General features: G+C 71.8%; 27 protein-coding genes. 17 read left to right on the forward strand and 10 right to left on the reverse strand.

Annotated elements, in window-relative coordinates; all coding sequences use genetic code 11:
- The first annotated feature begins 16 nt into the window (after positions 1–16).
- The gene (locus CRP55_RS24090) at positions 17–409 is read left to right on the forward strand and encodes a thioesterase family protein (RefSeq protein ID WP_097322406.1); all 393 of its coding nucleotides are present in this window, start codon (positions 17–19) and stop codon (positions 407–409) included.
- 17 nt (positions 410–426) lie between these two features.
- Here CRP55_RS24090 and CRP55_RS24095 read toward each other — a convergent pair whose 3' ends face one another.
- Entirely contained in the window at positions 427–1,365 is a 939-nt protein-coding gene (locus tag CRP55_RS24095) for a carbohydrate kinase family protein (protein ID WP_097322407.1), read from the reverse strand.
- Positions 1,366–1,468: 103 nt separating this feature from the next.
- Here CRP55_RS24095 and CRP55_RS24100 point away from each other — a divergent pair, with 103 nt between their 5' ends.
- From CRP55_RS24100 to CRP55_RS24110, 3 genes are all read left to right on the forward strand, one after another.
- Complete coding sequence (locus CRP55_RS24100) at positions 1,469–2,113, forward strand: superoxide dismutase family protein (RefSeq protein WP_097322408.1); 645 nt, start codon at positions 1,469–1,471, stop codon at positions 2,111–2,113.
- Between the two features lie 104 nt (positions 2,114–2,217).
- The gene (locus CRP55_RS24105) at positions 2,218–3,714 is read left to right on the forward strand and encodes an aminopeptidase P family protein (RefSeq protein ID WP_097322409.1); all 1,497 of its coding nucleotides are present in this window, start codon (positions 2,218–2,220) and stop codon (positions 3,712–3,714) included.
- 104 nt (positions 3,715–3,818) lie between these two features.
- Entirely contained in the window at positions 3,819–4,556 is a 738-nt protein-coding gene (locus CRP55_RS24110) for a metallophosphoesterase (RefSeq protein WP_097322410.1), read from the forward strand.
- Here CRP55_RS24110 and CRP55_RS24115 read toward each other — a convergent pair.
- Complete coding sequence (locus CRP55_RS24115) at positions 4,538–5,437, reverse strand: SDR family NAD(P)-dependent oxidoreductase (protein WP_097322411.1); 900 nt, start codon at positions 5,435–5,437, stop codon at positions 4,538–4,540. The genes CRP55_RS24110 and CRP55_RS24115 overlap by 19 nt on opposite strands.
- 34 nt (positions 5,438–5,471) lie before the next feature.
- Complete coding sequence (locus CRP55_RS24120) at positions 5,472–5,969, reverse strand: hypothetical protein (protein WP_245923343.1); 498 nt, start codon at positions 5,967–5,969, stop codon at positions 5,472–5,474.
- A 286-nt stretch (positions 5,970–6,255) separates the two neighbouring features.
- On the opposite strand from CRP55_RS24120, the gene CRP55_RS24125 reads away from it, so the two are divergent.
- Both CRP55_RS24125 and CRP55_RS24130 read left to right on the forward strand, forming a co-directional pair.
- Complete coding sequence (locus tag CRP55_RS24125) at positions 6,256–6,675, forward strand: YciI family protein (RefSeq protein WP_097322412.1); 420 nt, start codon at positions 6,256–6,258, stop codon at positions 6,673–6,675.
- A complete protein-coding gene (locus CRP55_RS24130) occupies positions 6,648–7,895 on the forward strand; it encodes an RNA polymerase sigma factor (protein WP_218854688.1) in 1,248 nt (415 codons plus the stop codon). The genes CRP55_RS24125 and CRP55_RS24130 overlap by 28 nt, the downstream gene beginning before the upstream one ends.
- Here the strand turns inward: CRP55_RS24130 and CRP55_RS24135 are convergent.
- The 3 genes from CRP55_RS24135 to CRP55_RS24145 form a co-directional block, all read right to left on the reverse strand.
- A complete protein-coding gene (locus tag CRP55_RS24135; RefSeq protein WP_245923358.1) occupies positions 7,892–8,644 on the reverse strand; it encodes a class I SAM-dependent methyltransferase in 753 nt (250 codons plus the stop codon). The genes CRP55_RS24130 and CRP55_RS24135 overlap by 4 nt on opposite strands.
- A gap of 94 nt (positions 8,645–8,738) precedes the next feature.
- Positions 8,739–11,954 carry a pullulanase-type alpha-1,6-glucosidase gene (gene pulA, locus CRP55_RS24140; RefSeq protein WP_097322415.1) on the reverse strand — a complete coding sequence of 1,072 codons (3,216 nt, stop codon included), beginning with the start codon at positions 11,952–11,954 and terminating at the stop codon, positions 8,739–8,741.
- Positions 11,955–11,986: 32 nt separating this feature from the next.
- Positions 11,987–12,376: a DUF6841 family protein gene (locus CRP55_RS24145; RefSeq protein ID WP_097322416.1), complete on the reverse strand. Its 390-nt coding sequence runs from the start codon at positions 12,374–12,376 to the stop codon at positions 11,987–11,989.
- A gap of 191 nt (positions 12,377–12,567) precedes the next feature.
- Here CRP55_RS24145 and acnA point away from each other — a divergent pair, with 191 nt between their 5' ends.
- The 3 genes from acnA to coaD are packed head-to-tail and all read left to right on the forward strand — an operon-like array spanning position 12,568 to position 17,634.
- Complete coding sequence (gene acnA / locus CRP55_RS24150) at positions 12,568–15,342, forward strand: aconitate hydratase AcnA (protein ID WP_097322417.1); 2,775 nt, start codon at positions 12,568–12,570, stop codon at positions 15,340–15,342.
- A gap of 59 nt (positions 15,343–15,401) precedes the next feature.
- Entirely contained in the window at positions 15,402–17,222 is a 1,821-nt protein-coding gene (locus tag CRP55_RS24155; RefSeq protein WP_143234849.1) for an ATP-binding protein, read from the forward strand.
- 4 nt (positions 17,223–17,226) lie between these two features.
- Positions 17,227–17,634 carry a pantetheine-phosphate adenylyltransferase gene (gene coaD / locus CRP55_RS24160; protein ID WP_097322419.1) on the forward strand — a complete coding sequence of 136 codons (408 nt, stop codon included), beginning with the start codon at positions 17,227–17,229 and terminating at the stop codon, positions 17,632–17,634.
- Between the two features lie 10 nt (positions 17,635–17,644).
- Here the strand turns inward: coaD and CRP55_RS24165 are convergent, their stop codons facing one another.
- The gene (locus CRP55_RS24165; protein WP_097322594.1) at positions 17,645–18,067 is read right to left on the reverse strand and encodes a DUF6069 family protein; all 423 of its coding nucleotides are present in this window, start codon (positions 18,065–18,067) and stop codon (positions 17,645–17,647) included.
- A gap of 132 nt (positions 18,068–18,199) precedes the next feature.
- Here CRP55_RS24165 and CRP55_RS24170 point away from each other — a divergent pair, with 132 nt between their 5' ends.
- From CRP55_RS24170 to CRP55_RS24180, 3 genes are all read left to right on the forward strand, one after another.
- A complete protein-coding gene (locus CRP55_RS24170; protein WP_245923344.1) occupies positions 18,200–19,345 on the forward strand; it encodes a sensor histidine kinase in 1,146 nt (381 codons plus the stop codon).
- A gap of 241 nt (positions 19,346–19,586) precedes the next feature.
- Positions 19,587–20,249, forward strand: coding sequence for a response regulator (locus tag CRP55_RS24175; protein WP_097322421.1), 663 nt, complete (start codon positions 19,587–19,589; stop codon positions 20,247–20,249).
- Between the two features lie 400 nt (positions 20,250–20,649).
- Positions 20,650–20,895 carry a DUF2630 family protein gene (locus tag CRP55_RS24180; RefSeq protein ID WP_097322422.1) on the forward strand — a complete coding sequence of 82 codons (246 nt, stop codon included), beginning with the start codon at positions 20,650–20,652 and terminating at the stop codon, positions 20,893–20,895.
- Between the two features lie 82 nt (positions 20,896–20,977).
- Here the strand turns inward: CRP55_RS24180 and CRP55_RS24185 are convergent, their stop codons facing one another.
- On the reverse strand, positions 20,978–21,895 hold the full coding sequence (locus CRP55_RS24185; protein WP_438865812.1) for a serine protein kinase RIO: 918 nt from the start codon (positions 21,893–21,895) through the stop codon (positions 20,978–20,980).
- Positions 21,896–22,088: 193 nt separating this feature from the next.
- On the reverse strand, positions 22,089–22,739 hold the full coding sequence (locus CRP55_RS24190; protein ID WP_097322423.1) for an HAD family hydrolase: 651 nt from the start codon (positions 22,737–22,739) through the stop codon (positions 22,089–22,091).
- 165 nt (positions 22,740–22,904) lie between these two features.
- On the opposite strand from CRP55_RS24190, the gene CRP55_RS24195 reads away from it, so the two are divergent.
- The 5 genes from CRP55_RS24195 (at position 22,905) to CRP55_RS24215 (ending at position 26,287) form a co-directional block, all read left to right on the forward strand.
- Positions 22,905–23,483 carry a TetR/AcrR family transcriptional regulator gene (locus CRP55_RS24195; RefSeq protein ID WP_097322596.1) on the forward strand — a complete coding sequence of 193 codons (579 nt, stop codon included), beginning with the start codon at positions 22,905–22,907 and terminating at the stop codon, positions 23,481–23,483.
- A gap of 60 nt (positions 23,484–23,543) precedes the next feature.
- Positions 23,544–24,452, forward strand: a complete 909-nt coding sequence (locus CRP55_RS24200) for a TIGR04222 domain-containing membrane protein (RefSeq protein WP_097322424.1) — start codon at positions 23,544–23,546, stop codon at positions 24,450–24,452.
- Positions 24,453–24,567: 115 nt separating this feature from the next.
- Positions 24,568–25,362 (forward strand): MbnB/TglH/ChrH family RiPP precursor modification enzyme, encoded by a 795-nt coding sequence (locus CRP55_RS24205; protein ID WP_097322597.1) that lies wholly within the window; start codon positions 24,568–24,570, stop codon positions 25,360–25,362.
- On the forward strand, positions 25,359–25,835 hold the full coding sequence (locus CRP55_RS24210) for an SCO6045 C-terminal-like domain-containing protein (protein ID WP_097322425.1): 477 nt from the start codon (positions 25,359–25,361) through the stop codon (positions 25,833–25,835). Before CRP55_RS24205 ends, CRP55_RS24210 begins: the two co-directional genes overlap by 4 nt.
- A gap of 23 nt (positions 25,836–25,858) precedes the next feature.
- The gene (locus CRP55_RS24215; RefSeq protein WP_245923345.1) at positions 25,859–26,287 is read left to right on the forward strand and encodes an SDR family NAD(P)-dependent oxidoreductase; all 429 of its coding nucleotides are present in this window, start codon (positions 25,859–25,861) and stop codon (positions 26,285–26,287) included.
- Here CRP55_RS24215 and CRP55_RS24220 read toward each other — a convergent pair.
- Positions 26,284–26,622 (reverse strand): nuclear transport factor 2 family protein, encoded by a 339-nt coding sequence (locus tag CRP55_RS24220; RefSeq protein ID WP_097322426.1) that lies wholly within the window; start codon positions 26,620–26,622, stop codon positions 26,284–26,286. The genes CRP55_RS24215 and CRP55_RS24220 overlap by 4 nt on opposite strands.
- Positions 26,623–26,673: the final 51 nt, after the last annotated feature.

Below are 26,673 nucleotides of genomic sequence, written 5' to 3' on the forward strand. Positions count from 1 at the left end.
GCCCTAAGCTCGGGGCATGGAGCTTCCGGATTTCTCGCCCGGTCTCAGCGCCCGCGTGGAGTTGACCGTCACCGACGCCGACACCGCCCAGGCACTCGGCTCGGGCGACGTGCCCGTGCTGGGCACGCCGCGCGTCCTGGCGCTGGCCGAGGCGGCCACGGTCGCCGCCACCGCCCGCACCATCCCCGGCGGCCTCACCACGGTCGGCACCCGGGCCGAGGTGGAACATCGGGCGCCCACCCCGCTCGGCCGCCGGGTCACCGCGCTGGCCACGCTCGCCAAAGTGGACGGCCGCAAGCTGATCTTCGACGTCACCGTCCGCGACGGCGAGGAGCTCGTCGCCGAGGTGCGCGTCGAGCGCGTGATCCTCGACCGCCAGCGCTTCATCTCCAAAGCGCTGGGCGATTAGTCCACAGCGCTGGGCGACTAGGCCAGCGCTCCCCATCGGGCGGTGAGCTCCTCCTGCGTGGGCATCGCCACCGCCCCGCCGCGGCGCTCGCAGACCAGCCCGGCCACCGCCAGCGCGAACCGGACGTTGCGCTGCCACGCGTCGACGTCCTTGGGCAGCCCGTCGGCGAGCAGGCGGCGGACCAGGGCGGCCATCACCGAGTCGCCGGCCCCGGTCGCGTCGACCGCGTCGACCACCGGGGCGGGCAGCATCGCGGTGCCGTCGCCGGCGGCCACATAGGCGCCCTTCGACCCGCGGGTCACCACCACGGCCTTGGCGCCGAGGCCACGGATCCGCTCGGCCGCCGCCTCGGGCGCCGCGCCGTCGTAGAGGACCTCGGCGTCGGCCGCGCTGAGTTTCACCAGGTCGGCGCCGGCGAAGAACTCCTCGGACAGCTCCCGCAGCGAGGTCACCGCGGCCCCGTCGGGCAGCAGCGTGGGCCGGGCGTTGGGGTCGAAGACCTTCAGCGGGCCGGGCGTGTGCCAGGCGGCTCTCGCGGCGGCCCGGAACGGCTCGCGCAGCAGGCAGATCGACCCGGCGTAGAGCACGTCGGCGCCCTGGACCACGCCGAGGTCGACGTCCGACGGCGCGAGCAGCGAGTACGACGGCGGCTCGCCGTAGAACGTGAAGGTCGGCTCCGCGCCCACGAACGTCGTGACCGCGAGCGTGGTCGGCACGGCCACCCGCTTGACCCCGTCCATGCCGACCCCGGTCTCGCGCAGGAAGGTCGCGATCCGGTCGCCCAGGACGTCGTTGCTGAGCGAGCCCGCATATCGGACGTCACCGCCGAGCCGGGTCGCGCCGACCGCGACGTTGAGCGGCGCCCCACCGATCGCCTGCCGGTAGACCACCCCGCCGTCGTGCTCGGCCTCCTGCAGGTCGATCAGCGCCTCACCGAGCACCACCGCATAGCCCATTGCCGTTCCCCCTGTACTTCCGCCGTGTTATCGCCAGCCTTCCGCCCCGGAACGCGCGGCGCCAGTACTCGCCCGATAAGTACCTTTTTGGGAAGATCGCCCGATGATCCTTCGCGCCCTGGCTCTCGCCGCCCCCGCCGTCCTGCTCGCCGCCTGCACCAACGCGGTGGAGGTCGAGCCAGCCGCCCTGCCCTCGGCCGCCTCGGCCTCCGCCTGGGTCGTCTACCAGGGCGCCATGAGCGCCTCCCCGACCGCGTCGTGGGCGCCCGACACCGTCGCCGCCGGCACCTTCCTGCCCTACCGCCCCGACTCCCCGGCGATCACCTACGAGCCCACGGTGGTCCCGCCGGGGGCGCGGGCCGAGGTCGGCATCGTCCGCAACTCCGCCGGCATGATCGTCCGCCTGACCACCAGCGGCCTGATCCCGCGCCGGTCGTACGGCGCCCACCTGCACACCGCGCCCTGCACCGCCGCCCCGGCCGACGCCGGCCCGCACTACCAGCACCGGAAGGACCCGAAGACCCCCTCGGTGAACCCGTCCTACGCCAACCCCCGCAACGAGATCTGGCTGGACTTCACCGCCGACGCCTCCGGCGCGGCCACCGTCACGAGCGAGCAGCGCTGGAGCTTCGCGGCCGGCGCCTCGCCACGCTCGCTCGTCATCCACGAGCTGACCACCCGCACCGGCGCCGGCGTGGCCGGAACGGCCGGCGAGCGGGCCGCCTGCCTGACGTTGCCCACCCGCTGAGGCTCTCGTCCGGTGCGGGATGTTGATCATCGCCTCCCGGGACTGCGTTCCGCCGGAGCCAGGCGGTAACGTCGGGGGCGGATCGACGATCGGAGGCAACACCCATGGCCGAGCAGGGTGACGTGACCCAGGGCACAACCCAGGGCAAGGCGCAGCCCGCCGCGAAGACGGAGTCGCACGACCCCGGCTTTCCCGAGGCGTTTCTGCAGTTCATGCGCACCGGGTGGCGTGAGGACCCGATCGCGGTCACCCCGCGGCCCGAGGCGCCGAACTACGCGAAGCGCCGGGCCGCGCTCTCCGAGGCCTTCCCCGGCGAGACGCTGATCATCCCGAGCGGGAACGAGAAGGTGCGCGCCAACGACACCGACTACACGTTCCGCCCGGGCAGCGACTTCGTCTACCTGACCGGCGACCGCGACCCCGACAGCGTGCTCGTGCTGCGGCCGAGCGGCTCCGGCCACGACGCGGTGCTCTACACCCACCAGCGCAACTCGAAGGACACCGACGCCTTCTTCCGCAGCCGCAACGGCGAGCTGTGGGTCGGCCGCACGCACACGCTGGGCGAGAAATCGACCGAGCTGGGCGTCGAGACCGCTTCGCTGAGCGACCTCGGCACGGCCCTCGCGAACTCGGCGCCGGGCCGCACCCGGGTGCTGCGCGGCCTCGACGCGGCGGTCGACCGGACCGTGCTGGCCTACGAGCCCGACCGCGACAAGCCCCGCGACCGCGAGCTGGCCTGGGTGCTCTCCGAGCTCAAGCTGGTCAAGGACGAGTGGGAGATCGCCCAGCTCCAGGCCGCGATCGACGCGACGGTCCGCGGCTTCGAAGACGTGGCCCGCGTGCTGCCCGCCGACCGCAGCGTCAAGGAGCGGCTGCTCGAGGGCGTCTTCGGCCTGCGCGCCCGTCACGACGGCAACGACGTCGGCTACACGTCGATCGTCGGCGCCGGCCCGCACGCGACGATCCTGCACTGGGTGCGCAACACCGGCGTGACCAAGCCCGGTGAGCTGCTGCTGATGGACATGGGCGTCGAGGGCGACAACTTCTACACTGCCGACGTGACCCGCACGGTGCCGGTCTCCGGCTCGTTCACCCCGCTCCAGCGGCAGGTCTACGACATCGTCCACGCGTCGCAGCAGGCGGGCATGGACGCCATCCGGCCCGGTGTGCTCTTCCGCGACGTGCACAAGACCTGCATGCAGGTCCTGGCCGAGGGGCTTAACGACCTGGGGCTGCTCCCGGTCAGCGTCGACGAGGCGATGAGCGAGGAGAGCACGATCTACCGCCGTTGGACGCTGCACGGCTTCGGCCACATGCTCGGCATCGACGTGCACGACTGCAACAACGCCCGCAACGAGAACTACCGCGACGGCGAGCTGAAGGAGGGCTACGTCCTCACGGTCGAGCCCGGCCTCTACTTCCAGCCCGAGGACGACCTGGTCCCCGAGGAGCTGCGCGGCGTCGGCGTCCGCATCGAGGACGACGTGCTGGTCACGGCCGACGGCTGCCGCAACCTGTCGGCCGGTCTGCCGCGCTCCTCGGCCGACGTCGAGGCCTGGCTCGCCTCGCAGCGTGAGGCCGGCCCCCGCCTGCCGGAGTGATCGACGGCCCCGTGGGCCCGGCCGTCCGGGCAGGGCCCACGGGTGCCAGCAAGCCGACAGAGCGTGCGCTCCACGAATCCCCAGCGTCGCCATACGATTGCGGCGTGAAGGTGATTGCCCATATCAGCGACGTCCACATCGACAGCGAGGACCGCAGCGTCGAACGCGCGGGGCGCGTCATGCGCTATCTCGCCGGCCTTCCGATTCCGGTCGACGTGGTGCTGGTGACCGGGGACATCACCGACCACGGCTTCGCCCAGGAGTACGAGCGGGTCCGCCCGGTGCTCGACCTGCCGGTGCCGACGCTGCTGCTGCCCGGCAACCACGACGTCCGCGAGGCGTACCGCAAGATCCTGCTGGAGGAGGAGCCGACCGGCGGGCCGATCAACTCGGCGCACCGGGTCGGCGGCATGTTCTTCGCGATGTGCGACTCCAGCATCCCGGGCCGCAACGACGGCCTGCTGGCCCCCGAGACCCTCGACTGGCTGGACGGCGAGCTGACCGCGGCGGCCGGCCTGCCGGCATTCGTCTGCTTCCATCACCCGCCCGTCTCCCTGCAGGTGCCGTTCATCGACGAGATCCGCCAGTTCTCCACCGAGCGCCTGGCCGAGATCGTCGCCGGCCACGACAACGTGGTCGCAGTGCTCTGTGGCCACGCCCACACGGCCGCCGCGAGCATGTTCGCGGGCAAGCCGATGCTGGTCGCACCCAGCGTCGCCTCGACTCTGCTGTTCCCCTTCGAGGGCGACGGAGTGATCACCCGTGAGCTGCCCTCGATGCTGGCCTTCCACATCCTCGACGACGACGGCCGCCTGACCACCCACTACCGCGTCGTGCTCTGACGCGGGTCGAGTCCGGTGAGCTCCGCCGAGAGATCCCACAGCCTCTCGCCCTCCGGCCCGTCGGTCGCGTAGGTCTCCGTGGCCGCGCAGTCGCGGCAGTAGGAGCCTCCGAACGGCTCCGCGGCGGGTGAGGTCGCCGCCCACACTGGCGTGGCGGCGCCTTGGGCGGCGCTGCGGAAGAGCCCTGGCGCCGGCTCTCCCTCGGCGTCGATCCACCCGGCCTCGATCATCTCGGTGCGGGCCAGATGCCGTTGCAGCGGCGAGAGCACCCAGCCGGGACTGGCCGAGAAGGCGCGCACTCCCAGTTTGTCGAGGTGGTGGGCGAACAGGACGGTGGCGAGCTTCGACTGCCCGTAGGCGGCCCACTTGTCGTACCCCTGAGTGAAGTGAATGTCGTCCCAGCGCAGGCGGTCCTCCGGCGACCGCCCGGAGGCGACCATGACCACCCGTGCCGCCTCGGCCGCCTTCAGCGCGGGCCACAGATGCGCCACCAGCGCGTAGTGCCCGAGGTGGTTGATCGCGAACTGAGCCTCCCAGCCGGGACCCACCCGCGTCTCGGGGCAGGCCATCACGGCGGCGCTCCCGATGACGATGTCGACCGCCGGGCGGTCGGCCAGGATCTCGCCTGCGATCTTCTCCACCGAGGCGAGATCGGCGAGATCCATCGGCCGGATGTCGATCCGCCCGTCCCGCAGCGCCTGCCGGGCCACCTCGGGCCGCCGGGCCGGGACGATCACGTATGCCCCCGCTGTGGCGAGGGCGAGCGCCGCCTCCCGCCCGATCCCGGAATATCCGCCCGTCACGACGGCGGTGCGGCCGCTCAGGTCGACGCCGGAGAGCACCTGGGCGGCCGTGCTGTGCGCATCGAAGCTAGTCGTCATGCCGGCGAAGCTAGGCGTTCGAGCGCGCTCGAAGTCAAGAGGTCTTGAAGTCGCTGACCCCGAAGCACTCGGCGCCGCTCGGGCCTTCCTCGGACACGTTGATGGACACCTTCACCGGAAGGCCGTCCGGAGTGAACGTCCGGCTGACCTCGCCGCCGTCGTCGGCGGCCGTCTGCGCGTTGTCGAGCAACTGCTTCAGCGTGAAGGCGTCGATCTCCTCACCCTGGTCGCCGGTGACCGGGCCGAGGTCGACCTCGCTGCTGCTCGCCGGTGCGGCGGCCGAGGCGTCGAGCCGCTCGGTCGACGCCACCGCGCCCGAGGTCACGGTCACGCGGTAGCGCCCCAGCGGCTTGGCGTCGTCGCAGCCGCGGGTGAGCACGTACGAGTAGTTCGCCGGCTCCGTCCACGGCGGCGGCGAGGTGACCACCGACGGGGAGGGCGTGACGAAGGTCGAGGACTTGGGCTCGTCCGACGTGCATCCGCCGATCGCCGCCACCAGGGCGATGCCGCCAAGGGCCCACGCGAGCCGCACTGTCAACCTCCGTGATCACGCCCGCGGATGCGGGGCAGGGGACCCGCAATCTAGCGCAGCCGCGCACCCCGGCCGGTTGCCGGGCCGTACCGCTGTGGAGTTGTCAAGGAACGGCGCCGCCCACTCTCCTCGGGTGGGCGGTGAGGGAGGAGAGCCGAAAGTAGGGGTCGGCCCCATACCTAAGTCGTGGAAAAAACTTCGGGACCCCCGTCGATGGGAGGGTCCGCCGTTCGACCTGTCAGTGAGAAGGTCGACGAGCGACCGCCACAGACGGAGGAGAGCAACGATGGCCAAGTACATGCTGATCATGCGGAGCACCGACGAGGCCCTGGCCAAGATGGTCGAGACCCCCTTCGACGAGATGCTCGAGACGATGGGCCGCTTCAACGACACGCTCATCAAGGCGGGCGTTCTGATCGCGGCCGAGGGCCTCGACGACGCCGCTCAGGGTGTGGTGGTCGACTACAGCGGCGAGACCCCGGTGGTCACCGACGGGCCGTACGGGGAGACCAAGGAACTGTTCGGTGGCTTCTACATTCTCGACGTCGCCTCGCAGGAGGAGGCGGTCGAGTGGGCCAAGCGGATGCCGGCGTTCCCCGGCGCCAAGACCGAGATCCGCCGGGTGCCCGGCATCGACGAGTTCCCGCAGGACAACGAGTGGGTCATCAAGGAGCGGGTGTGGCGCGAGCAGACCGGGCAGCTGTAACCCTCGAGGCCGTCTGGCGCATCGAGTCGCCCCGCATCGTCGGCGCCCTCGCCCGCTACACCGGCGATCTCGAGCTGGCCGAGGATGTGGCTCAGGAGGCGGTGGCCGAGGCCCTCGTCTCCTGGGCCCGCGACGGCACACCGGCCAACCCGGTGGGCTGGCTGCTCGCGACCGCGCGGCGCCGGGCGATCGACAGCTTCCGGCGCCGTACGGCCCGTGACGAGCGGTACGCGCTGCTCGCCGCCGAATCGCAGGAAGGAGAAGGCGACGACCTGTTGTGGGACCCGGACCGGGTCGACGACGACGTCCTGGCGCTGATGTTCGTGGCGTGTCACCCGGTCCTCTCCCCCGAGGCCCGGGTGGCACTCACCCTGCGTACGGTCGGAGGCCTGACCAGCGAGGAGATCGCGCGCGCGTTCCTCGTGCCGGTGCCGACCATCCAGGCCCGCATCACCCGGGCCAAGAAGACGATCGCCGCCGCGCGGGTGCCGTTCGAGCTGCCGCCGGCCGAGGAGCGCCGGTCAAGGCTCGGCGGTGTGCTCAGCGTGCTCTACGTGATCTTCACCGAGGGCTCGACGGCGACCTCCGGCGACCGGCTGCTGCGCGAGGACCTGGCGTACGAGGCCATCCGGCTGGCCCGGATGCTGGCCGCGCTGCTTCCCGGCGAGCCCGAGGTGTACGGGTTGCAGGCGCTCTTCGAGCTGACGGCGGCGCGCTTCCCCGCGCGCACCGGACCGGACGGCGAGCCGATCCTGCTCGAGCATCAGGACCGGCGGCGGTGGGACCGGGCGGCCGTCCGCCGCGGCCAGGCCGCGCTCGCTCAGGCCACGGCGGTCGGACGGGGCTTGGGGCCGTACGGGTTGCAGGCCGCGATCGCCGCGTGTCACGCCGCGGCCGCCTCGGTGGCCGAGACCGACTGGGACGGCATCGTCCTTCTCTACGAGGCGCTCGGCCGGGTCGCGCCCTCGCCGGTCGTCGAGCTCAACCGGGCCGTCGCGGTGGCGATGGCGAGCGGGCCGCAGGAGGCTCTCGCCATCGTGGACGACCTGGTCGCGCGCGACCTGCTCCCCGGCTCGCACCTGTTGCCGGGCGTTCGCGGCGAGTTGCTGGCCCGCCTGGGCCGGGTCGCCGAGGCGCGCGCCGAACTGGAGCTGGCCGCCCGCCTCTGCACGAACACACGGGAACGCTTCGTCCTGCTCGGAAAGGCGGCCGACCTCTAGGAACGCTCCAGGACGAGGAGGTCGCTCTCCTCGTCGACCGGGCGGGCCACCCGCTCGGTGTCCACCGCGGCGTCGAGGGCGGCGAAACCGTCGAGGATCTCCTCCTCGGTCAGCCGCTCGAAGGTGGACGAGCCGCGCAGGCGCAGGCGGTCGGCGTAGTCGGAGAGGCTGTCGGCGATGCGCTCCTGGACGCGGTCGACTGTCACGTAGGCCAGGCCGGCCTCGGCGAAGTCTTCGACCAGCGGCTCCATGCGCGGGAACACCTGCTCGTCGACCAGCCGCGCGCCCGGGAAGTAGCTGTACCAGAGCAGCTCGGGCATCCGGTCGGGGAACGAGCTGCGGATCAGGACCCGGCCGCCGGGGCGCAGCACGCGGGCGATCTCGGCCGCCGCGGCCTGGTGGTCGCGGACGTGGTGCAGCACCAGGAAGAGCAGCACCAGGTCGCAGCTCGCGTCGGGCAACGGGATCTCGGTGGCCGAGCCCTCCAGATAGGTGACCGCCGGGTGGGCCGCCCCCGCCTCGGCGACCTCGCGCATGCGCACCGACGGCTCGACCCCGTAGACCGGGCCGCCGAACTCCTCGGCCAGCAGCGGCGTGAACCGGCCCGTGCCGGAGCCGAGATCGAGCACGGTCAGCGGGCGTCCCGCCGGCGCGTGCCGGGCGAAGGCCCGCAGCCACTCGGTCATCGTCTCCGGCGGCAAAGCCCGGGCCCGGGCGTAGACCAGATGCTGCCGCTCGTCGTAGTTCACCTCACGCAACGGCTCCCCCTTCCGCGCTGGGTGTACCCGGCCCATTCTGGGTGAGCGGCAGTGCTTCGCGCATCCCCCTCGCGTGCAACGAGACTCACGGCACGTCGGCGACGAAGACCGCGACCGAGCGCCCGGGCACGGTGAGCAGGTCGCCGGCCGCCGTGGCCGTGCGCAGCAGCGGGTCGGCCGAGCCGGCCACCTCGGGGTGAAGGCGCAGGTCGGCGCCGGCCAGCGCCGGCACCTCCTGCTGCACGGTCTCCTCGGTCGCGTTGAAGACGACCACGATCGTGCTCCACCGCGGGTCGAGGCCGGTGCCGTCCAGGCACATGACGATCACGCCCGGCGTCTCGGCCGGGCCACCCAGCGGGAACGTCAGGCGGCGCTGCACCTCCTCGGCCGTCGGCAGGCCGAAGACCGGCGACGAGCGCCTGATCCGCAGCAGCTCCCGGTAGCGCTCGGCGGTCATCTCGATCACGTCCGGCGGGGGCACCAGGGCCGGGTCGGCCAGCAGCGGCCGGGCCCGGTCCCACTGGTCCTCGTTGTCCGGCGCGGGCGGCAGGCCCAGGCCGAAGCCGTTGCCCAGGGCCGGGTCCCAGCGGATCTGGTTGAACCAGTCGCCCGAGTTGAACGAGTTGCGGTCGAGCGATTTGGAGCGCAGCCGCTCGCTGCCCATCGCCACGAAGCCGACGCCCTGACCGAGCACCACCAGCGACAACGCCAGGATCTGCATGCGCGCCCGGTCGAGCGCCGATGTCGAGCGGGGCAGCTTGAAGGCCATCGCGTCGTACAGGATCTCGTTGTCGTGGGCGTCGACGTAGTTGACCGTCTCGCCGGGCGACAGCGCGTATCCGCTCGGCGAGCCGTTGTAGTCGATCTGCGCGCCGCTGAGCTCGGCGCCGGTGTGCGTGACGAAGCGGTACGTGGACAGCGCCCCGGACAGCCCCACCTTGATCTCGTCGTGGACGTGCAGCGGCGTCCGCGAGCCGAGCCCGGTCGCGAAACCCGGCACCGACGGGTCACCGAACGATCCGCCGCCGCGCGCCGCGTCCCGCAGGCGGTCGTTGAAGGTGCCGATGCCGGTGCCGGCCATGTTGATCTGAGTGGCCTGCGCGAACCTCGCGTCGTACGCGACCTCGCCGAAGTTCCACCCCTCGCCGTACAGATAAATGTCTTTGCCGTGGGGTAGATGGTCGAGCGTCACCCGCACCTCGAGGATGTTGGCGCGCGGGTGGTGTCCCATCAGGTCGAAGCGGAAACCGTCGACCTTGTACTGCCGGGCCCACGTCTCGATCGAGTCGACGACGAGGCGGCCCATCATCATGTGCTCGGTGGCGGTGTTGGGGCAGCAGGTCGACTCGGCGGTCGTGCCGTCGGCCAGCGGCCGGTGGTAGTAGCCGGGCACGATCTTGTCGAGCACGCTGAAGCGGCCGAGCCCGTCGTGCATCGTGTGGTTGTAGACGACGTCCATGACCACGCGCAGCCCGATCGCGTTCAGCGCCGCGACCATCGTGCGGAACTCGAGGATCCGCGACGGGCCGGACGGGTCGGCGGCGAAGCTGCCCTCGGGCGCCGTGTAGTGCCACGGGTCGTACCCCCAGTTGAACCCGTCGCCGTCGGCGATCTCCATGACGGCCGCCTGCTGGGCGGGCGAGTCGGGCGGGAAGGTCGCCAGGTCACAGGCCGGCGTCGCCTGATCGGCCCGCCGATCGGGCACTGTCGCGAAATCAAAGGCCGGCAGCAGGTGTACGTGGGTCAGGCCGGCGTCGGCAAGCGAGCGCAGATGCCTCATCGAGTCGGACTCGAGGTGGGCGAAGGCGCCGTAGGTTCCCCGCAGCGCGGCCGGCAGCGACTGATCGAAGATCGAGAACTCCCGGATCGACACCTCGCTGATCTGCATGCGGGCGGGCGCCACCGGCGCCGGCTTGGCCAGGGAGTCCCAGCCGGGCGGGGCCAGCGCCGGATCGTCGAGCTCGACCAGCAGGCTGTGGGTGGAATCGGCCGCGAGGGCCAGCGAGTACGGGTCGGTGACGCTGGTCGTCACGACCCGCTGGGCCGCCGGATGCCACACCTCGACGCGAAAACGGTAGTAGCGCCCCAGCCATTTGCGTTTCACCCCGGCCGACCACACGCCGGTCACCGCGTCGCGCTCCATCGGCAGGACCCTGGGATCGTCGGCGGGCGTCCGGAAGATCTCCAGCGCGACCGACCGGGCCGTCGGCGCCCACACCGCCACCGAGGAACGCTCGGCGTCGAGCACCAGCCCCAGCTCGGCGTCGGCCGCGTCGGCGTAGAGATCGTCGAGCACGCCGGCCATCTGCACGCCGGTCAGCGCCGTGACCTGGCCCTGCGGGTCCTGGCCGACGACGAGCAACTGCCCGCGCAGCAGCGATCCGAGCACCGCGTCGCCCAGCTCACGCACCGAGAAGGCGCGGTAGGCCCGCAGGTGGGGGAACTTGCGGCTCTGCGCCTGGAACAAACCGCCCGGCCGCGGCGTCAGCGGCACCTCGGCGTCGTCACCGACCAGCGCGAACACCGCGGCCCGGTCGGCCAGATCGCCGGGCAGCGCGATCGTCGTCCGGTCGACGAAGACGGCCAGGGACCGGGCCGGGTCGAGCTCCGGCCCCAGCGTGCCCACGTCAGGCCGGACCGGAGCGACAGTGCCGGCCACCAGCCACAGCTCCCGGGCCACGGAGAGGTCGATCCGCTGGTCGTCGGGCAGGTCTTTCTCCTCGCCGCGATGCAGCACGAACCGCAGCCCGATCGCGTCGGGCCGCACCGGGACCCGGTAGATCGCGCCGAAGGCGTCCCACCCCGACGGCATGATCGGCGACCGCCAGACCGGCTTGGACTTCGTGCCCTCCCAGGCGTGCAGGCCCCAGCCCGAGTAGTCGCCGTCCGGCCGCCGGTAGTGGATGACCACATCGCCCGACAAGTCGGAGATGTCGGAGCTGCGGGGCGCCGTATAGATCGTCGGGTCGCCGGGCCGCAGCCAGATCTCGGAGACGGTCGAAGGGTCGACGTGCCGGTCCTCGGCCACGTCTTTGGCCCCCGACTGATCGACCAGCACAAAGCCGACGTCACGGGCGCCGGGCGTCAGCGCGACCCAGGCGAATCGCCCATAAGAGTCCTCACCGACGAACGGCCGTCCGCCCGGATAGCCGTTGATCTGCCCCGGCTCGATGTCGCCCCAGGCATGCAGCCACCAGGCCGCGTAGTCCCCGTCGGGCCGCACGTAGTGCACCAGCAGCCATCGCGGCGAGGAACGGACCAGGGAAGCGGGCGCGACGGAGTCGATCTCGATCGTGGTCACCGGGACATCCTCGCACCGGCCTACGACAGTTTTCAGTGCGTCGCCACGACCGTGGTGATCCGGGGACCGTGCTCGTCGACGCGCAGCAGGTAGCGGTAGCGCTCGCCGGGCACGGCGTTGCCCGAGCTGTCGAGGTACTCCCACTCCACCGCGACCATGGTCAGCCGGGCCGACAGCGACTGCACCTCGGTCAGTTGCGCGTGCGCGGCGACGATCTGCTGCTCCTGATACGCGGGCGCGGCGCCCAGGAACGACAGGGCGACGGCCGCCGGCGAGGCGAAGGTGAAGCTGTACGAGTCGGCCACCACCATGCCCGGCAGCGCGTAGCAGTTCGCGATCGCCGAGACGTCACCACTGGTGAGCGCGGTCCCGTAGCGGTCGAAGAACTCGGTCAGCTCATCGGAATCGGTGGGTGCCTGCACGGTTCGAGGTGTGCCCGCGCTCCAACGGGAGTAAACGTGAGAGGGATGCCCGACCCCGCCTTGCGCGGGCTTACAAGACGGACGTACGGTTTACGGGAAACGTGAACCGAGAGTTAGGTATGCCTAACCCGAAGGCCGCTCATTCGGTGCGAAAGACTTGTCCGACGATCGCTGGGTGTGAAGGAGATGACGTGGCCAGCCTCGACACCTTTGGTGCGAAGAGCGAGCTGCGCGTCGGTGACGCGAGCTACGAGATTTTCACGATCGACAAGGTCGAGGGGCACCACCGCCTGCCCTACTCCTTGAAGATCCTGCTGGAGAACCTGCTGCGGACCGAGGACGGCGCGAACATCACCGCCGACCACATCCGCGCGCTCGGCGGCTGGGACCAGACCGCCGACCCCAGTGTCGAGATCCAGTTCACCCCGGCGCGGGTCCTCATGCAGGACTTCACCGGCGTGCCCTGCGTGGTCGACCTGGCCACGATGCGCGAGGCCGTGAAGGAGCTGGGCGGCGACCCGACCAAGGTCAACCCGCTCGCCCCGGCCGAGCTGGTCATCGACCACTCGGTCATCGCCGACCTGTTCGGCCGCGAGGACGCCTTCGCCCGCAACGTGGAGCTGGAGTACCAGCGCAACCGCGAGCGCTACCAGTTCCTGCGCTGGGGACAGACCGCGTTCAACGAGTTCAAGGTCGTCCCGCCCGGCACGGGCATCGTTCACCAGGTCAACATCGAATACCTGGCTCGTACGATCATGGAGCGCAACGGCCAGGCCTACCCCGACACGGTGGTCGGCACCGACTCGCACACCACGATGGTCAACGGCCTGGGCGTGCTGGGCTGGGGCGTCGGCGGCATCGAGGCCGAGGCCGCGATGCTCGGCCAGCCGGTCAGCATGCTGATCCCGCGCGTCGTCGGCTTCAAGCTGAGCGGCGAGATGCCGGCCGGCACGACCGCCACCGACCTGGTGCTGACGATCACCGAGATGCTCCGCGAGCACGGCGTGGTCAGCAAGTTCGTCGAGTTCTACGGCCCCGGCGTGAGCGCCGTGCCGCTGGCGAACCGGGCCACCATCGGCAACATGTCGCCCGAGTACGGCTCGACCGTCGCGATCTTCCCGATCGACGACGAGACCATCAAGTACCTCAAGCTCACCGGCCGCTCCGAGCAGCAGGTGGCGCTCGTCGAGGCGTACGCCAAGAAGCAGGGTCTCTGGCTCGACCCGAACGCCGAGCCGGACTACTCGGAGAAGCTCGAGCTCGACCTGTCGACGATCGTGCCGTCGCTGGCCGGCCCGAAGCGCCCGCAGGACCGGGTGCCGCTGAACGCGGCCAAGCCGATGTTCCGCGAGGCGCTCACCAACTACGTCACCGACTCCGGCCCGGCCGACGAGGCGAGCGAGGAGTCCTTCCCGGCCAGCGACCCGCCGGCCAACCACGAGGACTCGGCCGCCGACAAGCCGCACCACCTGGTGAGCGCGGCGAACGGCGCCGAGGGCCGCCCGTCGAAGCCCACGCTGGTCAAGGGTGAGGACGGCGTGGAGTACGAGCTCGACCACGGCGCCGTGGTGATCGCCGCGATCACCTCCTGCACCAACACGTCGAACCCGCAGGTCATGATCGGCGCGGCGCTGCTCGCGAAGAAGGCCGTCGAGCGCGGCCTGACCCGCAAGCCGTGGGTCAAGACCACGCTGGCCCCCGGTTCCAAGGTCGTCTCCGACTACTACGACCGGGCCGGCCTCACGCCGTACCTCGACAAGATCGGCTTCAACCTCGTCGGTTACGGCTGCACCACCTGCATCGGCAACTCGGGCCCGCTGCCCGAGGAGATCTCGGCCGCCGTCAACGAGGCCGACCTGACCGCCGTCAGCGTGCTCTCCGGCAACCGCAACTTCGAGGGCCGGATCAACCCCGACGTCAAGATGAACTACCTGGCGTCCCCGCCGCTGGTCGTGGCGTACGCGCTGGCCGGCACGATGGACCTGGACATCACGACCGAGCCGCTCGGCATCGGCTCGGACGGCAAGCCGGTCCACCTCGCCGACATCTGGCCCAGCGCCAAGGAGATCGACGACGTCATCGCGTCGGCGATCGGGGCCGAGGGCTTCAGCACCGCGTACTCCGACGTCTTCGCCGGCGACGAGAAGTGGCAGTCGCTGCCGACCCCCGAGGGCAAGACCTTCGAGTGGAGCGACGAGTCGACGTACGTCCGCAAGCCTCCTTATTTCGAGGGCATGGCGGCCTCGCCGCAGCCGGTGGGCGACATCTCGGGCGCTCGCGTGCTGGCCAAGCTGGGCGACTCGGTCACGACCGACCACATCTCGCCGGCCAGCTCGATCAAGCCGGACTCGCCCGCGGGCAAATACCTGGCCGAGCACGGCGTCCCGCGTCACGAGTTCAACAGCTACGGCTCGCGCCGCGGCAACCACGAGGTCATGATCCGGGGCACCTTCGCCAACATCCGGCTGCGCAACCAGCTCGTGCCGGGCGTCGAGGGCGGCTTCACGGTCAACCACCTGACCGGCGACCAGACGACGATCTACGACGCGTCGGTGGCCTACCAGGAGGCGGGCGTTCCGCTGGTCATCCTGGCCGGCAAGGAGTACGGCTCGGGCTCGTCGCGCGACTGGGCGGCCAAGGGCACGATGCTGCTCGGCGTCCGCGCCGTCATCGCCGAGAGCTACGAGCGCATCCACCGCTCGAACCTGATCGGCATGGGCGTGCTGCCGCTGCAGTTCCCGCCGAAGACGAACGCGGAGTCGCTCGGCCTCACCGGCACCGAGACCTTCACGATCACCGGCGTGACCGCGCTCAACGACGGCGACACCCCGCGCACGGTCAAGGTCCGCACGGACACCGGCATCGAGTTCGACGCCGACGTCCGCATCGACACGCCGGGCGAGGCCGACTACTACCGGCACGGCGGCATCCTGCAGTACGTGCTCCGCAAGATGCTCAACTCCTGATTCGTGCCGACCTCGGCGGGGCTGCTCAGTCCCGCCGGGGTCGTGCCGATCGGGTAAGGGTGAAGGCTCTCTCCAGGCGGCAGACGTGGGCCTGGACGGCTGTCGTGGTCCTGCTCGGCATCCTGGCCAGCGTCGGCGCCGGCGTGGCCCTGCAACGGCAGCAGCGAGACGGCTTCGAGGCTGTCATGGACCGCCGCGCCGCGCTGGTCGCCCAGGCCGTCACCAACCAGGCCGCCCGGTACATCGACACGCTGCGCACGACCGCCGGCGCGATCGGCGCCTTCGAAGAGCTGAACGCCTCGAAGTTCGCGCAGACCGCGGCTCCGCTCGGGCAGTTACGGCTGGCCGGCGCCACCTCGCTGACCTATCTGATCGCCACCGATCGGGCCGGCGTGGCCACGGCCCAGACGAAGTGGCGCGGCCGCGGCGTGCCGAGTCTCGTTCTGGCTCCCGACAAAACCTTTCAAGAGCACATCTTTCCCATCTTTTCCGTACGCCTTGACGGCAGCACTCCCGCGACCACCACCAGTGATCTCGCGGCGAGCGCCGTCCCCTCGGCCACGCTGGCCGAGGCACGCCGCACCGGCCAGGTCACGATCTCCGACCCGTTCGTCCTGAAGCGGGACCAGACGCTGCCGGAAGAGGTCAAGCAGAGCTCGTTCCTGCTGACCACGGGCCTGTGGGGGCCGCCGGACGCCAACGGCGTCAAGCCGTTCCGGGGCTGGCTGCTGATGGGCCTGCGCAGCGAGACCTTCCTCGGTGACAGCCTGGGCCTGGTCGCACAGAGCGGGATCGACGTCACCCTGCAGGCGACCGGCGCCGACGCCCTGCCCGCGGTCGTGGCGACGCTGCGCGCCGTCGCGCCCGGCCTGCGCGACCTGCACCGGACGATCACCATCCCGGTGGCCCAGCGGCACTGGACGCTCGTCATCGCCTCGCCCGCGTCGACGTTGCCGGGCACGAAGAACCTGCCCGCGGCGGTCACGATCGCCGGGCTGTTGTTCACCGCCGCCCTCGCCCTGCTCGTGCACACGCTGGCCAGCGGCCGGGCCCGCGCCGAGGCCCGGGTGATGGCCGCGACCGCCGACCTGACGGCCACCCAGATCGTGCTGCGCCAGCAGAAGGCCGACCTGACCGCGTTCGCCGGCGTCGTCGCCCACGACCTCAAGGCGCCGCTGGCCACCGTGCGGGCCCACGCCGAATATCTCGACGAGGAGCTCGAGGGCCGCTCGGCGGTCGACGCCGCCGAGATCCGTCCCGACCTCCGCAAGATCACGTCGGGTGTGGCCCGGATGGGCACCCTCATCGACGACCTGCTGACCTACGCCGCGGCCCGCGAGGGCGGCGTCCAGCCGGTCGACCTGGACCTGCACGCCCTGGCCGACGAGGTCGCCATCGCGCACCTCGACGCCGCGAGCGCGGCCCGCCGCCCGATGCCGACCATCTACGTCGGCGACCTGCCGCCGGTCTCGGCCGACCCGGCCCTGATCCGGCAGTTGCTGAACAACCTGGTCGGCAACGCCGTCAAATACACGGCGCCGGGCCGCACGCCCCGCGTCGACGTCACCGCCCACGCCACCGAGGACGGCCGGAAGGTCGTCGTCCAGGTCGCCGACCGCGGCCTGGGCGTGCCGGCCGGCCAACACGAGGCGATCTTCAACGGATTTCACAGGGCCCACCAGTCCACCGGCATCCCCGGCACGGGCCTGGGCCTGGCGATCTGCCACCGCATCGTCGAACGGCACGGCGGCGTCATCACGGCCGAGGACAACCGCGGCGGCGGCACGATCATCACCTTCTCGCTGCCCGCCGCCGTCGGCGTCCCGGTGTCCCCGGCGCCGATGAACGCGGATGTCGCCCAGCCGCAAGCGCTAATCTGAGTCGATGTTGCGCGCGGTCTATCCCGGCACGTTCGACCCGCTGACGCCGGGACACCTCGACATCGCCGGCCGGGCCCGCGAGGTGGCCGACCACCTGACGCTCCTCGTGGCCGTCAACAGCGCGAAACACCCGGCCCGGGCCGAGGCCGAGCGGGCCGCCGCGGTGCGGGCGGCCCTGCCTCCGTACTGGGAAAACGTCCTTGTCGTGCCCTGGGCCGGCCTGACCGCGACGTTCTGCCGCGAGCACGACATCGACGTCATCATCCGCGGCGTCCGCAACGCCACCGACATCCGCCACGAGCAGGAGCTGGCCGCCATGAACGAGTCCCTCGGCGTCACCACCCTGCTGATGGCGGCCCGCCCGGAGCTGGCCACGGTCTCCTCCACCGCCGCCCGAGCCCTCGGCGTCTGACCCTCGACCGTCAGCGACACGACCGGCGGCCCGGCAGGCCGGCGATCAGCGCGATGCCGACGGTGAGGTGCATGCCCAGCAGGACCAGCTTGCTGCTGAGGCCGACGCCGCTGCCCAGCGGGCCGGCCAGCGAGATCAGCAGGACGACGGCCGCGATGATCCGGTATGTCCGGACGGGGCGGCGGACCGTGCGCTCCAGCAGGGCGAGCAGCCCCCAGGCGGCCAGGCCGGAGACCAGGGCGGTGGCGACGACGGCGGCCGCGCCGATCTCCTGGATCTCGCCGCCCTGCCGGACGGCGAGGTCGAGGCCGCCCCACGGAACATTGACGGCCCAGAGCAGCAGGGAGCCGGCCGCGCCGGCCGCGACGGTGATCGCGCGGCCCGGCCAGGTGGCGGTGGTGGTGGTCTCGATGTCCCGCATGTCGTTCGTCATGCCGATGAGCTTGGACCCCGGCACCCGGTGTGCACATCGGACCTTGGACATCGCCGAACCCTTCTTTGGAAGGGCGCCGGCACCTACTTAAGTAGGTGTCGCCGGCGACCGCCCACCGGTTAGCGTCGCCCCGTGACCGCCTCTCCCCGCCCTCCCGGCGCCTCCGCAGTCGTCGCGATCGTGACGGTGTCCGGGGTGCTGATCACTTCGACGCTCTTCGCCCGATGGGGCGGCCGGGCGCTCGGCCCGCTGTTCGCGCTCGACCTCGTGGCGGGCGTGCTGAGCTGGGCGGTGACGCCGCTGCTAGTGTGGCGGCCGGTCGCCGGCACGGCCATTCTCACCGCGCTGGCCGCCGTGTCGCCGGCCGCCACACCGCCGGCCACGATCGGTGCGCTTCAGGTGGCGTGGCGTCGGCCCTTCCCGATCGCGATCGCGGTGGCGGCCGCGGGCATCGCCGCGCACGCGGTCCAGGGCGCCTGGCGGTCGAACAGCGCCATGCCGTACGGGTGGTGGCTCGTGCTGATCACCATCGGCTACGGCGCGCTGCTCGGCTGGGGAGCGTGGGCCCAGGCCCGCGCGGCGCTGATCCGCTCGCTGCACGAGCGGGCCGAGCGCGCCGAGGCCGAGCAGGGCCGCCGCGTGGCCGAGGCCCGCATGCTGGAACGCCGCAAGATCGCCCGCGAGATGCACGACGTCCTCGCCCATCGCCTGTCGCTGCTGGCCACGTTCGCGGGCGCGATGGAGTACCGCCCCGACTCCTCACCCGAGCGGCTGTCCCAGGCGGCCGGGGTGGTCCGGGCCGGTGTCCATCAGGCCCTCGAGGAGCTGCGCGAGGTGATCTCACTGCTGCGCGACGACGATCCGCCGGACGGCAAGCCGGCACCCCCGCAGCCGGTGCTGGCCGACGTGCCCCGCCTCGTCGAGGAGTCCCGCGGGGCCGGCACCGAGGTGCTGCTGCGCGAGACGGTGGAGGAGCCGGCCGAGGCTCCGCCGACGGTCGCCCGCACGGCGTACCGGGTGATCCAGGAGGGCCTGACCAACGCCCGCAAGCACGCGGCGGGCCAGCCGGTGCGGGTCGCGCTGAGCGGCGGCCCCGGCACGGGCCTGGAGGTCGAGGTGCTGAACGCGCTGCCCCCGGAGGGCACGCTCCCCGGCTGGTCGGGCGGCGCCGGGCTGGTCGGGCTCACCGAGCGGGTCCAGCTGGCCGGCGGCCGCCTCGACCATCAGGCCGCCGGCGGCGAGTTCCGGCTGCACGCGTCGCTGCCGTGGCCGACATGACTCAGCAGGCCTGCCGGCACGCGTCGCTGCCGTGGCCGGCGACTCAGCAGGCAGGCGGGCACGCGTCGCTGCCGTGGCCGGCGACTCAGCAGGCAGGCGGGCACGCGCCGCTGCCGTGGCCGGCGAGTCAGCGAGCCGGCGAGCACGCGCCGCTGCCGTGGCCGGCGACTCAGCGAGCCGGCGAGCACGCGTCGCCGCCGTGGCCGGTGACTCAGGGAGCCGGCGGGGAGGCGTCGTTACCATGGCCGGCATGACTCAGCCGGTGCGTGTGCTCGTGATCGACGACGACGCGCTCGTGCGGGCCGGGCTGACCATGATGCTCGACGGGGCGCCCGGTATCGCCGTGGTCGGTGAGGCCGACGACGGCGACCAGGCTTCCGCGGCGGCCGACGCCCATGCGCCGGATGTCGTGCTGATGGACCTGCGGATGCCCCGGGTCGACGGCATCACGGCCACCCGCCGCCTTCGGGCGCGGCCGCGGCCGCCCGAGATCATCGTGTTGACGACGTTCGACACCGACGAGAACATCCTGCACGCCCTGCGGGCCGGTGCCAGCGGCTTCCTGCTCAAGGACACTCCCCCGGCCCGCATCGCCGACGCCATCCGCCAGGTCGCGGCCGGCGAGCCGATCCTGTCGCCGCGCATCACCCGCCGCCTGATGGACCGCGTCGCCGTCCAGGCCGGCGCCTACGCGAGCGCCCGGGCCGTCCTCGCGTCGCTCAGCCCTCGCGAGCACGACGTGGTCGTGAGCATCGGCCAGGGCCGCAACAACGCCGAGATCGCCGCCGCCCTCGACATGACCCTGGCCACGGTCAAATCCCACGTCTCCCACATCCTGACCAAGCTCGCCCTCGACAACCGCACCCAGATAGCCCTCCTGGCCCACGACGCCGGCCTCGCCTGACCCGGCCCGCCACCCGCCGCGCCTTCCGGACCCCGAGCGCGCAACCCCACCTCGCCTCCCGGACCGCCGAGTGCGCGACGCCGCCCCAGCTCCCGGCTGCCGGATGCGCAACCCGCCCCGCCTCCCGGACCGCCGAATGCGCAACCCCACCCCAGCTCCCGGACTGCCGGATGCGCGACCCCGCCCCGCCTCCCGAACCGCCGGGTACGCAACCCCACCCCAGCTCCCGGACTGCCGGATGCGCAACCCGCCCCGCCTCCCGGAATGCCGGGTGCGTGACCCGCCGCGCCTTCCGGGTGGCCGGGTTCGGCACTGCGTGCCGCCGGCTCGTGCTTCGATGGCGCGCTCGTCACAGTGCGACCGGATGGGGGTGCGGCGGGACTGCCTTTAGGCTCTTCGCATGGATGACAAAACTGTTCTGGGCCGGATCAACGGCCTGGTTGATGAGGAGCACAAGCTGCGCCAGCAGCTGAGCAAGGGCGAGATCTCCTCGAGCGAGGAGCACGCCCGGCTCAAAGAGCTCGAAGAGGCGCTCGACCAGTGCTGGGACCTTCTGCGCCGGCGCCGGGCCGCCCGTGAGTTCGGCAACGACCCGAACTCCGAGCAGGCCCACAGCGTCGGCGAGGTCGAGGGCTACCTGCAGTGACGCGGCTCCGGCCGCGGGCGCCGAGGTTTCGGCGGCCGCGGGCCGGGCCGTCTCATCCCCGGCCGGCCCCGCAACGGCCCGGTCATCGCAGCCCTGCCTCGTAGAGGAGCCGTTCGAGCAGCTCGTCGGCGTCCACCCGCAGGCCGCGCTGGGTGAACCAGGCCGCGACGTTGCGCACGTCGCGGGCGATGAAGTCGCCGCCCTGCGGGTTCGCGACCACGTCGACGATCTGCGGCAGGTCGATCAAAACCAGCCGGCCGTCGTGCACCAGCGTGTTGTACGGCGACAGGTCGCCGTGCGCGACCTGCGCCCGGGCCAGCACCGACAGGGCGTCGGTCATCTGCCGCCACAGGTCGGCGAGCTGGTCGGGATCGGCTCGCACCTGCGCCAGCCGTGGCGCCGCCTCGCCGGTCTCCCAGTCGCCGATGAACTCGAGCATCAGCTCGGTGCCGATGATCTGCACCGGGTACGGCACCCGGACCAGGCCGCTCTCCTGCCCGACCTGCCACAGGTGGGACAGGGCGCCGAACTCGGCGATCGCCCACTGCCCGGAGATCATCTCCTTGCCGAAGGCGGTGCGGTTGTTCATGGCCCGCATCTCGCGGGACCGGCGCACCCGGCGGCCCTCGAGATATCCGGCGTCGCGGTGGAAGAGCCGGTGGTCGCCGTCGCGGTACCGCTTGGCGGCCAGCATGCTCACCTTGTCGGTGTCGGGGAGCTCCCGCCGGACCAGGAAGACGTCGGCTTCCTTACCGGTCTTGAGCATGCCCAGCTCGGTGTCGACCGCGCCGTGCTCCGTACGCACCCAGTCGGGCCGTGGCTCGGGGCCGTGCAGGGCGCCGTCCCAGGTGGACCAGCGGTCGCCGACGTCCGGGAGATCGGGATCCTCGTGCAGCTGCGGCTCGAGCCGCCCCCGCTTCAGGAAATTGGCGTCGTCGTCGTCGAACTTGCGACGGCCGCGGCGCATGGTCGCCGGGCCGAAAGAGTCGTGCTCTCGCACTGGAGGGTCTCCTCGGAGAAAGAAGGAAAAGGAAGTACTGGAATCCGGGCAGCAGTCATCACAAAGACAGCCATGGAGTCCACCCCCTTCTCTCTCGTCGGTATGCGAGCCGGCACGCGACTCGGTATGCGAGCCGGCACGCGACTCGGTACGCGGGCCACTCTGCCGGGCCCGCGAAAGGCGCGCAACCTATTTATCGCGCGGTTGCCATGATCTCGGAAAGGCCCTGGATCACGTTGCCGGCCACGCGGGTGGGCGCGAACCTGTCGTCCATCCACTTCCGGCCCCGATGCAGCCACACGCTGGGCAGAGCCATCGCGGCCGCCCCGCCGATGTCCGCCTCGGGACTGTCGCCGAGCACCCAGGCGCCGCCGAGGCGCATCCGGACCCGCTGCGCCGCGAGCGCGAAGATCCGCGGGTTCGGCTTGCTCACGCCGGCCTGCTCGGAGATCACCCAGTCGGCGACGTAACGGTCGAGACCCGTACGGCGAATCCGGGCCTCTTGAATTTCGCCCTGCCCGTTGGTGACCACGACGGGCACGAAGCCCGCGTCGGTGGCGATCTTCAAGGCACAGCCGACCAGCGGGTCGAGCTTCTCGTAGGCGAGCGGGCCCTCGTGCAGCTCGTCGACGACGTCGATCGAGGGAATTCCGAGGGCGTACCGCTCGCGGATCAGATCGGCCAGGTCCCAGCGCGGGGTCAGGCCGTCGGCATCCACGGAGAGTAACCAGTCGAGATCGTCCTGTGGTGCCCCGATCTCGTCCAGGAAACCCTTCGCCCACAGCCTGAAGGCACCGCTGCGGTCGAGCAGGGTGTCATCGAGAGCGATCAGGACGAGAGGCACGCGGGCACTTTACGTGACCGAACGGGCAGGCGAACAGACCGGGCTTGTAAACAAGTTACGGGCGGGATGGAGGAATTCGCAGCATCCGCCCGATGAACGTGGCGTGTCTGGCAAGACGTACGTACGGATTGCATGGCCACCACGCCGCGTGACACGATCCAGAACGTGCCCAGAGTAAGCCAGGACCAGCTTGACGCGCGCCGACACGAGATCCTCGCCGCCGCGCGCGACTGTTTCGCACGCTTCGGATACGAGGGTGCGACGGTCCGGCGGCTCGAAGACGCGACAGGGCTGTCCCGAGGGGCGATTTTCCACCATTTTCGCGACAAGGAATCTCTCTTCCTCGCGGTGGCCGAGGACGACGCCGCCGCGATGGTCGCGACTGTGACCCGCAACGGCCTGGTCCAGGTGATGCGCGACCTGCTCGATCGCGCCGGCAACAGCGACGGCGACACGGCCGGCTGGCTCGGCAGCCAGCTCGAGGTCTCCCGGCGGCTGCGCACCGACCCGGCCTTCGCCAAACGCTGGGCCGAGCGGTCGGCCGCCATCGCCGACGCGACCCGCGAGCGCCTCCAGCGCCAGCGTGAGGCCGGGGTCCTGCGCGACGACGTGCCGGTCGAGGTTTTGACCCAATTCCTTGAGCTGGCGTACGACGGTCTGGTGCTCCACCTGGCCACCGGGCGCCCGCCCGGCGAGCTGAGCCGGGTGCTCGACGTCGTGGAAGAGGCCGTCCGCCGGGGCTGACATTGCGCGCGTCTGCACAATGAGGGCCACAGACGCGACGAGCACGGGAGGACAAAGCCCATGAACGACACGTGGGGGATCCCCGGCCCGACCTTCCTCATCTACTACATCACCGCCATGGTCCTGGTGGCGGTGCTGGCCTGGTTCCACCGCAAGGCCCTCTTCCGGGGCATCCGCTTCGCCCGGGTCGACCAGCTCGGCCCGCAGCAGATCGCCTATCTCAACGGTGGGCCCAAGCTGGCCGTCTACTCGGCGATGGGCGGCCTGCGCGCGGCCGACGCGATCGGTACCGGTCCCGGCCGCACGCTCGTGCAGACCGGCCCTCTGCCCAGTGGCGTCACCCCGCTCGACAGCGCCATCTACAACGCCGCGGCCCGGGGCCTGCGCGCTCGCGACGTCTTCACCGACCAGTCCGTGGTCTCCGCGGTCGAGCAGCTCAGCGACCACCTGGAGCAGAGCGGCGTGGCGATCGGCGCGGCCAAGCTGCGCGAGGCCCGGGCGTGGGCGCTGGCCGGCATCGCGCTGGTCCTGATCGGCGTGGCCCGCATCATCGACGGCGTCGCCAACGGCAAGCCGGTCGGCTTCCTGATCCCGCTGGTCTTCTTCGCGGTGATCCTGACGATCGCCCTCTACACCCGCAAGCGCTGGGCCACCGACGCCGCGCGCCGCCACATGCGGAGCCTGCGCGACCAGAACCGTCACCTATCCCCCAGCCAATCACCTTCCTTCGCGACGTACGGGGCCACGGGCGCCGCCATGGGTGTGGCCCTGTGGGGTTCGAGTTCGCTGTACACCATGGACCCGGCCTTCGCGGCCGAGGCCGAGGTGCAGCGCATCGCCGCCACCGGCGGAGCGACCGGCTCGGTCGGAGGCGGCGGCAGCGACGGCGGCTCCGGCAGCAGCTGCAGCGGCAGCTCGTCCTGCGGTGGCGGCGGTGGTTGCGGCGGCGGAGGCGGTTGCGGTGGCTGACCAGCCGGCCGGCGGCCACGCACCTGCGGGCCCGGCGACGGCTGCGGGCCCGGCGACGGCTGCGGCCGCGGGCGCTGCGAGCGCCAAGGGGGCCGGGGCCGAGTACGGGGTCGGCATCGGGTGGCGGCCCGAGATCGCCGGGTTCGTGACCGAGCTGCCGGGGCTGCGGTTCGCCGAGGTGGTGGCGGAGTCGGTCCACGCGCACGGCGAGCTGCCGAGCGGGCTCGAGGCGCTGCTGGCCCGGGGCGTGACGGTGATCCCGCACGGGGTGCGCCTCTCGCTGGGCGGGGCCGAGCCGGTGCCGGGCGACCGGATCGAGCATTTCGCGGCCGTGGCCGAGCGGCTCGCCGCTCCCCTGGTCAGCGAGCACATCGCCTTCGTACGGGCGGGCGGCATCGAGGCCGGCCACCTGCTGCCGCTGCCCCGCACCCGCGAGGCCGTCGACGCGGTGACCGCCAACGTGCGGCGGGTACAGCGGTCGCTGAGCGTCCCGATCGCGCTGGAACCGATCGCCGCCCTGTTCGACTGGCCCGACGACGAGCTGACCGAGGCCCAGTTCATCACCGAGATCCTTGACCGTACGGGCGCCCTGCTCCTGCTCGACGTGGCCAACGTCTACGCGAACGCCCGCAACCGCGGCACCGACCCCGAGGAGCTCCTCGACCAGCTCCCGCTGGACCGGGTCGCCTACAGCCACGTGGCCGGCGGCGCCGAACACCAGGGCCTCTACCACGACACTCACACCGACGCCGTGCCCCAGCCGGTCCTCGACCTGGTCGCCGCGCTGTGCGCCCGCCACCGCCCACCGGCCCTCATGCTGGAACGCGACGGCGACTACCCACCGGCGGCCGACCTCCGCATCGAGCTCGACGCCATAGCCAAGGCCTCCGGCTACCCGGCCGTGACATGACCACGCCCCGCAGCCCAGGACAGCCCGGCGGCGGACCGGGCGGCCTGGCCGACCGCCAGGCCGCCCTCGTCGAAGCGCTCACCGCCGGCCGATCCGTACCGGAAGGATTCGACGGGTTTCGCTTCGAAGCGGCCCGAGTGGCGCTGCTGCGCAAGCGGGCCGGCGAGGTCTCCCGTCAGTGGCCGATGCTGGCGGCCGGCCTCGGCGATCGGTGGAAACGCGAGTTCGCGCAGTGGGCGGCGGCCCGCCCGACGCAAGGCTCACTGCGCGACGGCTGGGACTTCGCCCGCGACCTGGTGAGCCGCGGAGCGCTGCCCACGATGGCGGCACTGGAGCTGGCCGAGCGCGAGGCGTCCTTCCACTACGACGGCCAGTCACCCCCGAAGCCCCGCCGCGCCCCCGCGCTGCGCGCCATTGCCGGAGCCGTCGTCCTGCACGCCGGCCGCTCCACCTGGATCATGCGCCGCCCGTAACGCCATCTTTCAGAGGGCAAGGCATGTCAGTTGCGCTGGTAATGGGGCCTCGCGCGGGCTCGGGGCGCACATCGCGCGGCGGCTGGCGGCCGACGGCTGGGCGGGCCGCCGCTTTCCGGGCCGACGCCACCGAGGAGCAGGACGTCGCGGGGCTCGTTTCCGCGGTTGAGGAGCGGCTTGGTCCCGTACGCGTGCTGGTCCCCAACGCCACCGGACCGCAACCGTCGATTCCCGCCCTCGAAACGACCTGGCCGGGCCTACAGCGTGGCCAAGGGCGCCCAGTTCTGCCTCACCCGATCCCGGTCGAGCGGCACGCCGGGATGGACCATTCGTCGTATCTCCGGGATGTGCCGCTCGGCCGGATGGGCACGCCGGCCGAGGTGGCCGACGTCGTCGCCTTCCTCGCCTCCGGTGAGCGGATCACCGTGAACGGCGGGCACGCCATGGACTAGACACGGTCGAGGAAGCCCAGCACGTTTGTGATCCGGCCCTGCGCGTCGAGCTCGGCCACGTCGAAGCCGGCCGCCGGGCCGAGGGTCCAGGTGAAGCGGATCTGGTCGTGGTGGCCGTCGATCAGACCGCCGGGCGCGAACTTCAGGCCGGGGAACTGCTGGTGGACCCCGCCGATCAGCACGGACAGGGCGTCGCGGCCGGCGACCGCGGCCAGCGGGTCGGTGTAGCGGACGTTCTCAGCGAACACGGAGTCGATCGCGGCGCGGCGGGCGGCGGCGTCGGTCTCGTTCCACACGGCCAGGTAGCGGTCCACCACGGTGTCGAAGTCGCTCATCGTTTCGTCCTCTCGTTGTCGGTGCGACCACCGTCGCCCGCCGCCGGTAGC

The organism is Paractinoplanes atraurantiacus (assembly GCF_900215205.1).
In the GTDB taxonomy this organism is placed as follows: domain Bacteria; phylum Actinomycetota; class Actinomycetes; order Mycobacteriales; family Micromonosporaceae; genus Actinoplanes; species Actinoplanes atraurantiacus.

Bases quoted from the DNA above. Each gene is read 5' to 3' on its own strand.
- CRP55_RS24090 (WP_097322406.1), top strand. From the start codon at position 17: ATGGAGCTTCCGGATTTCTCGCCCGGTCTCAGCGCCCGCGTGGAGTTG.
- CRP55_RS24095 (WP_097322407.1), bottom strand. From the start codon at position 1,365: ATGGGCTATGCGGTGGTGCTCGGTGAGGCGCTGATCGACCTGCAGGAG.
- CRP55_RS24100 (WP_097322408.1), top strand. From the start codon at position 1,469: ATGATCCTTCGCGCCCTGGCTCTCGCCGCCCCCGCCGTCCTGCTCGCC.
- CRP55_RS24105 (WP_097322409.1), top strand. From the start codon at position 2,218: ATGGCCGAGCAGGGTGACGTGACCCAGGGCACAACCCAGGGCAAGGCG.
- CRP55_RS24115 (WP_097322411.1), bottom strand. From the start codon at position 5,437: ATGACGACTAGCTTCGATGCGCACAGCACGGCCGCCCAGGTGCTCTCC.
- CRP55_RS24125 (WP_097322412.1), top strand. From the start codon at position 6,256: ATGGCCAAGTACATGCTGATCATGCGGAGCACCGACGAGGCCCTGGCC.
- coaD (WP_097322419.1), top strand. From the start codon at position 17,227: ATGTTGCGCGCGGTCTATCCCGGCACGTTCGACCCGCTGACGCCGGGA.
- CRP55_RS24165 (WP_097322594.1), bottom strand. From the start codon at position 18,067: ATGACGAACGACATGCGGGACATCGAGACCACCACCACCGCCACCTGG.
- CRP55_RS24175 (WP_097322421.1), top strand. From the start codon at position 19,587: ATGGCCGGCATGACTCAGCCGGTGCGTGTGCTCGTGATCGACGACGAC.
- CRP55_RS24180 (WP_097322422.1), top strand. From the start codon at position 20,650: ATGGATGACAAAACTGTTCTGGGCCGGATCAACGGCCTGGTTGATGAG.
- CRP55_RS24200 (WP_097322424.1), top strand. From the start codon at position 23,544: ATGAACGACACGTGGGGGATCCCCGGCCCGACCTTCCTCATCTACTAC.
- CRP55_RS24210 (WP_097322425.1), top strand. From the start codon at position 25,359: ATGACCACGCCCCGCAGCCCAGGACAGCCCGGCGGCGGACCGGGCGGC.
- CRP55_RS24215 (WP_245923345.1), top strand. From the start codon at position 25,859: ATGTCAGTTGCGCTGGTAATGGGGCCTCGCGCGGGCTCGGGGCGCACA.
- CRP55_RS24220 (WP_097322426.1), bottom strand. From the start codon at position 26,622: ATGAGCGACTTCGACACCGTGGTGGACCGCTACCTGGCCGTGTGGAAC.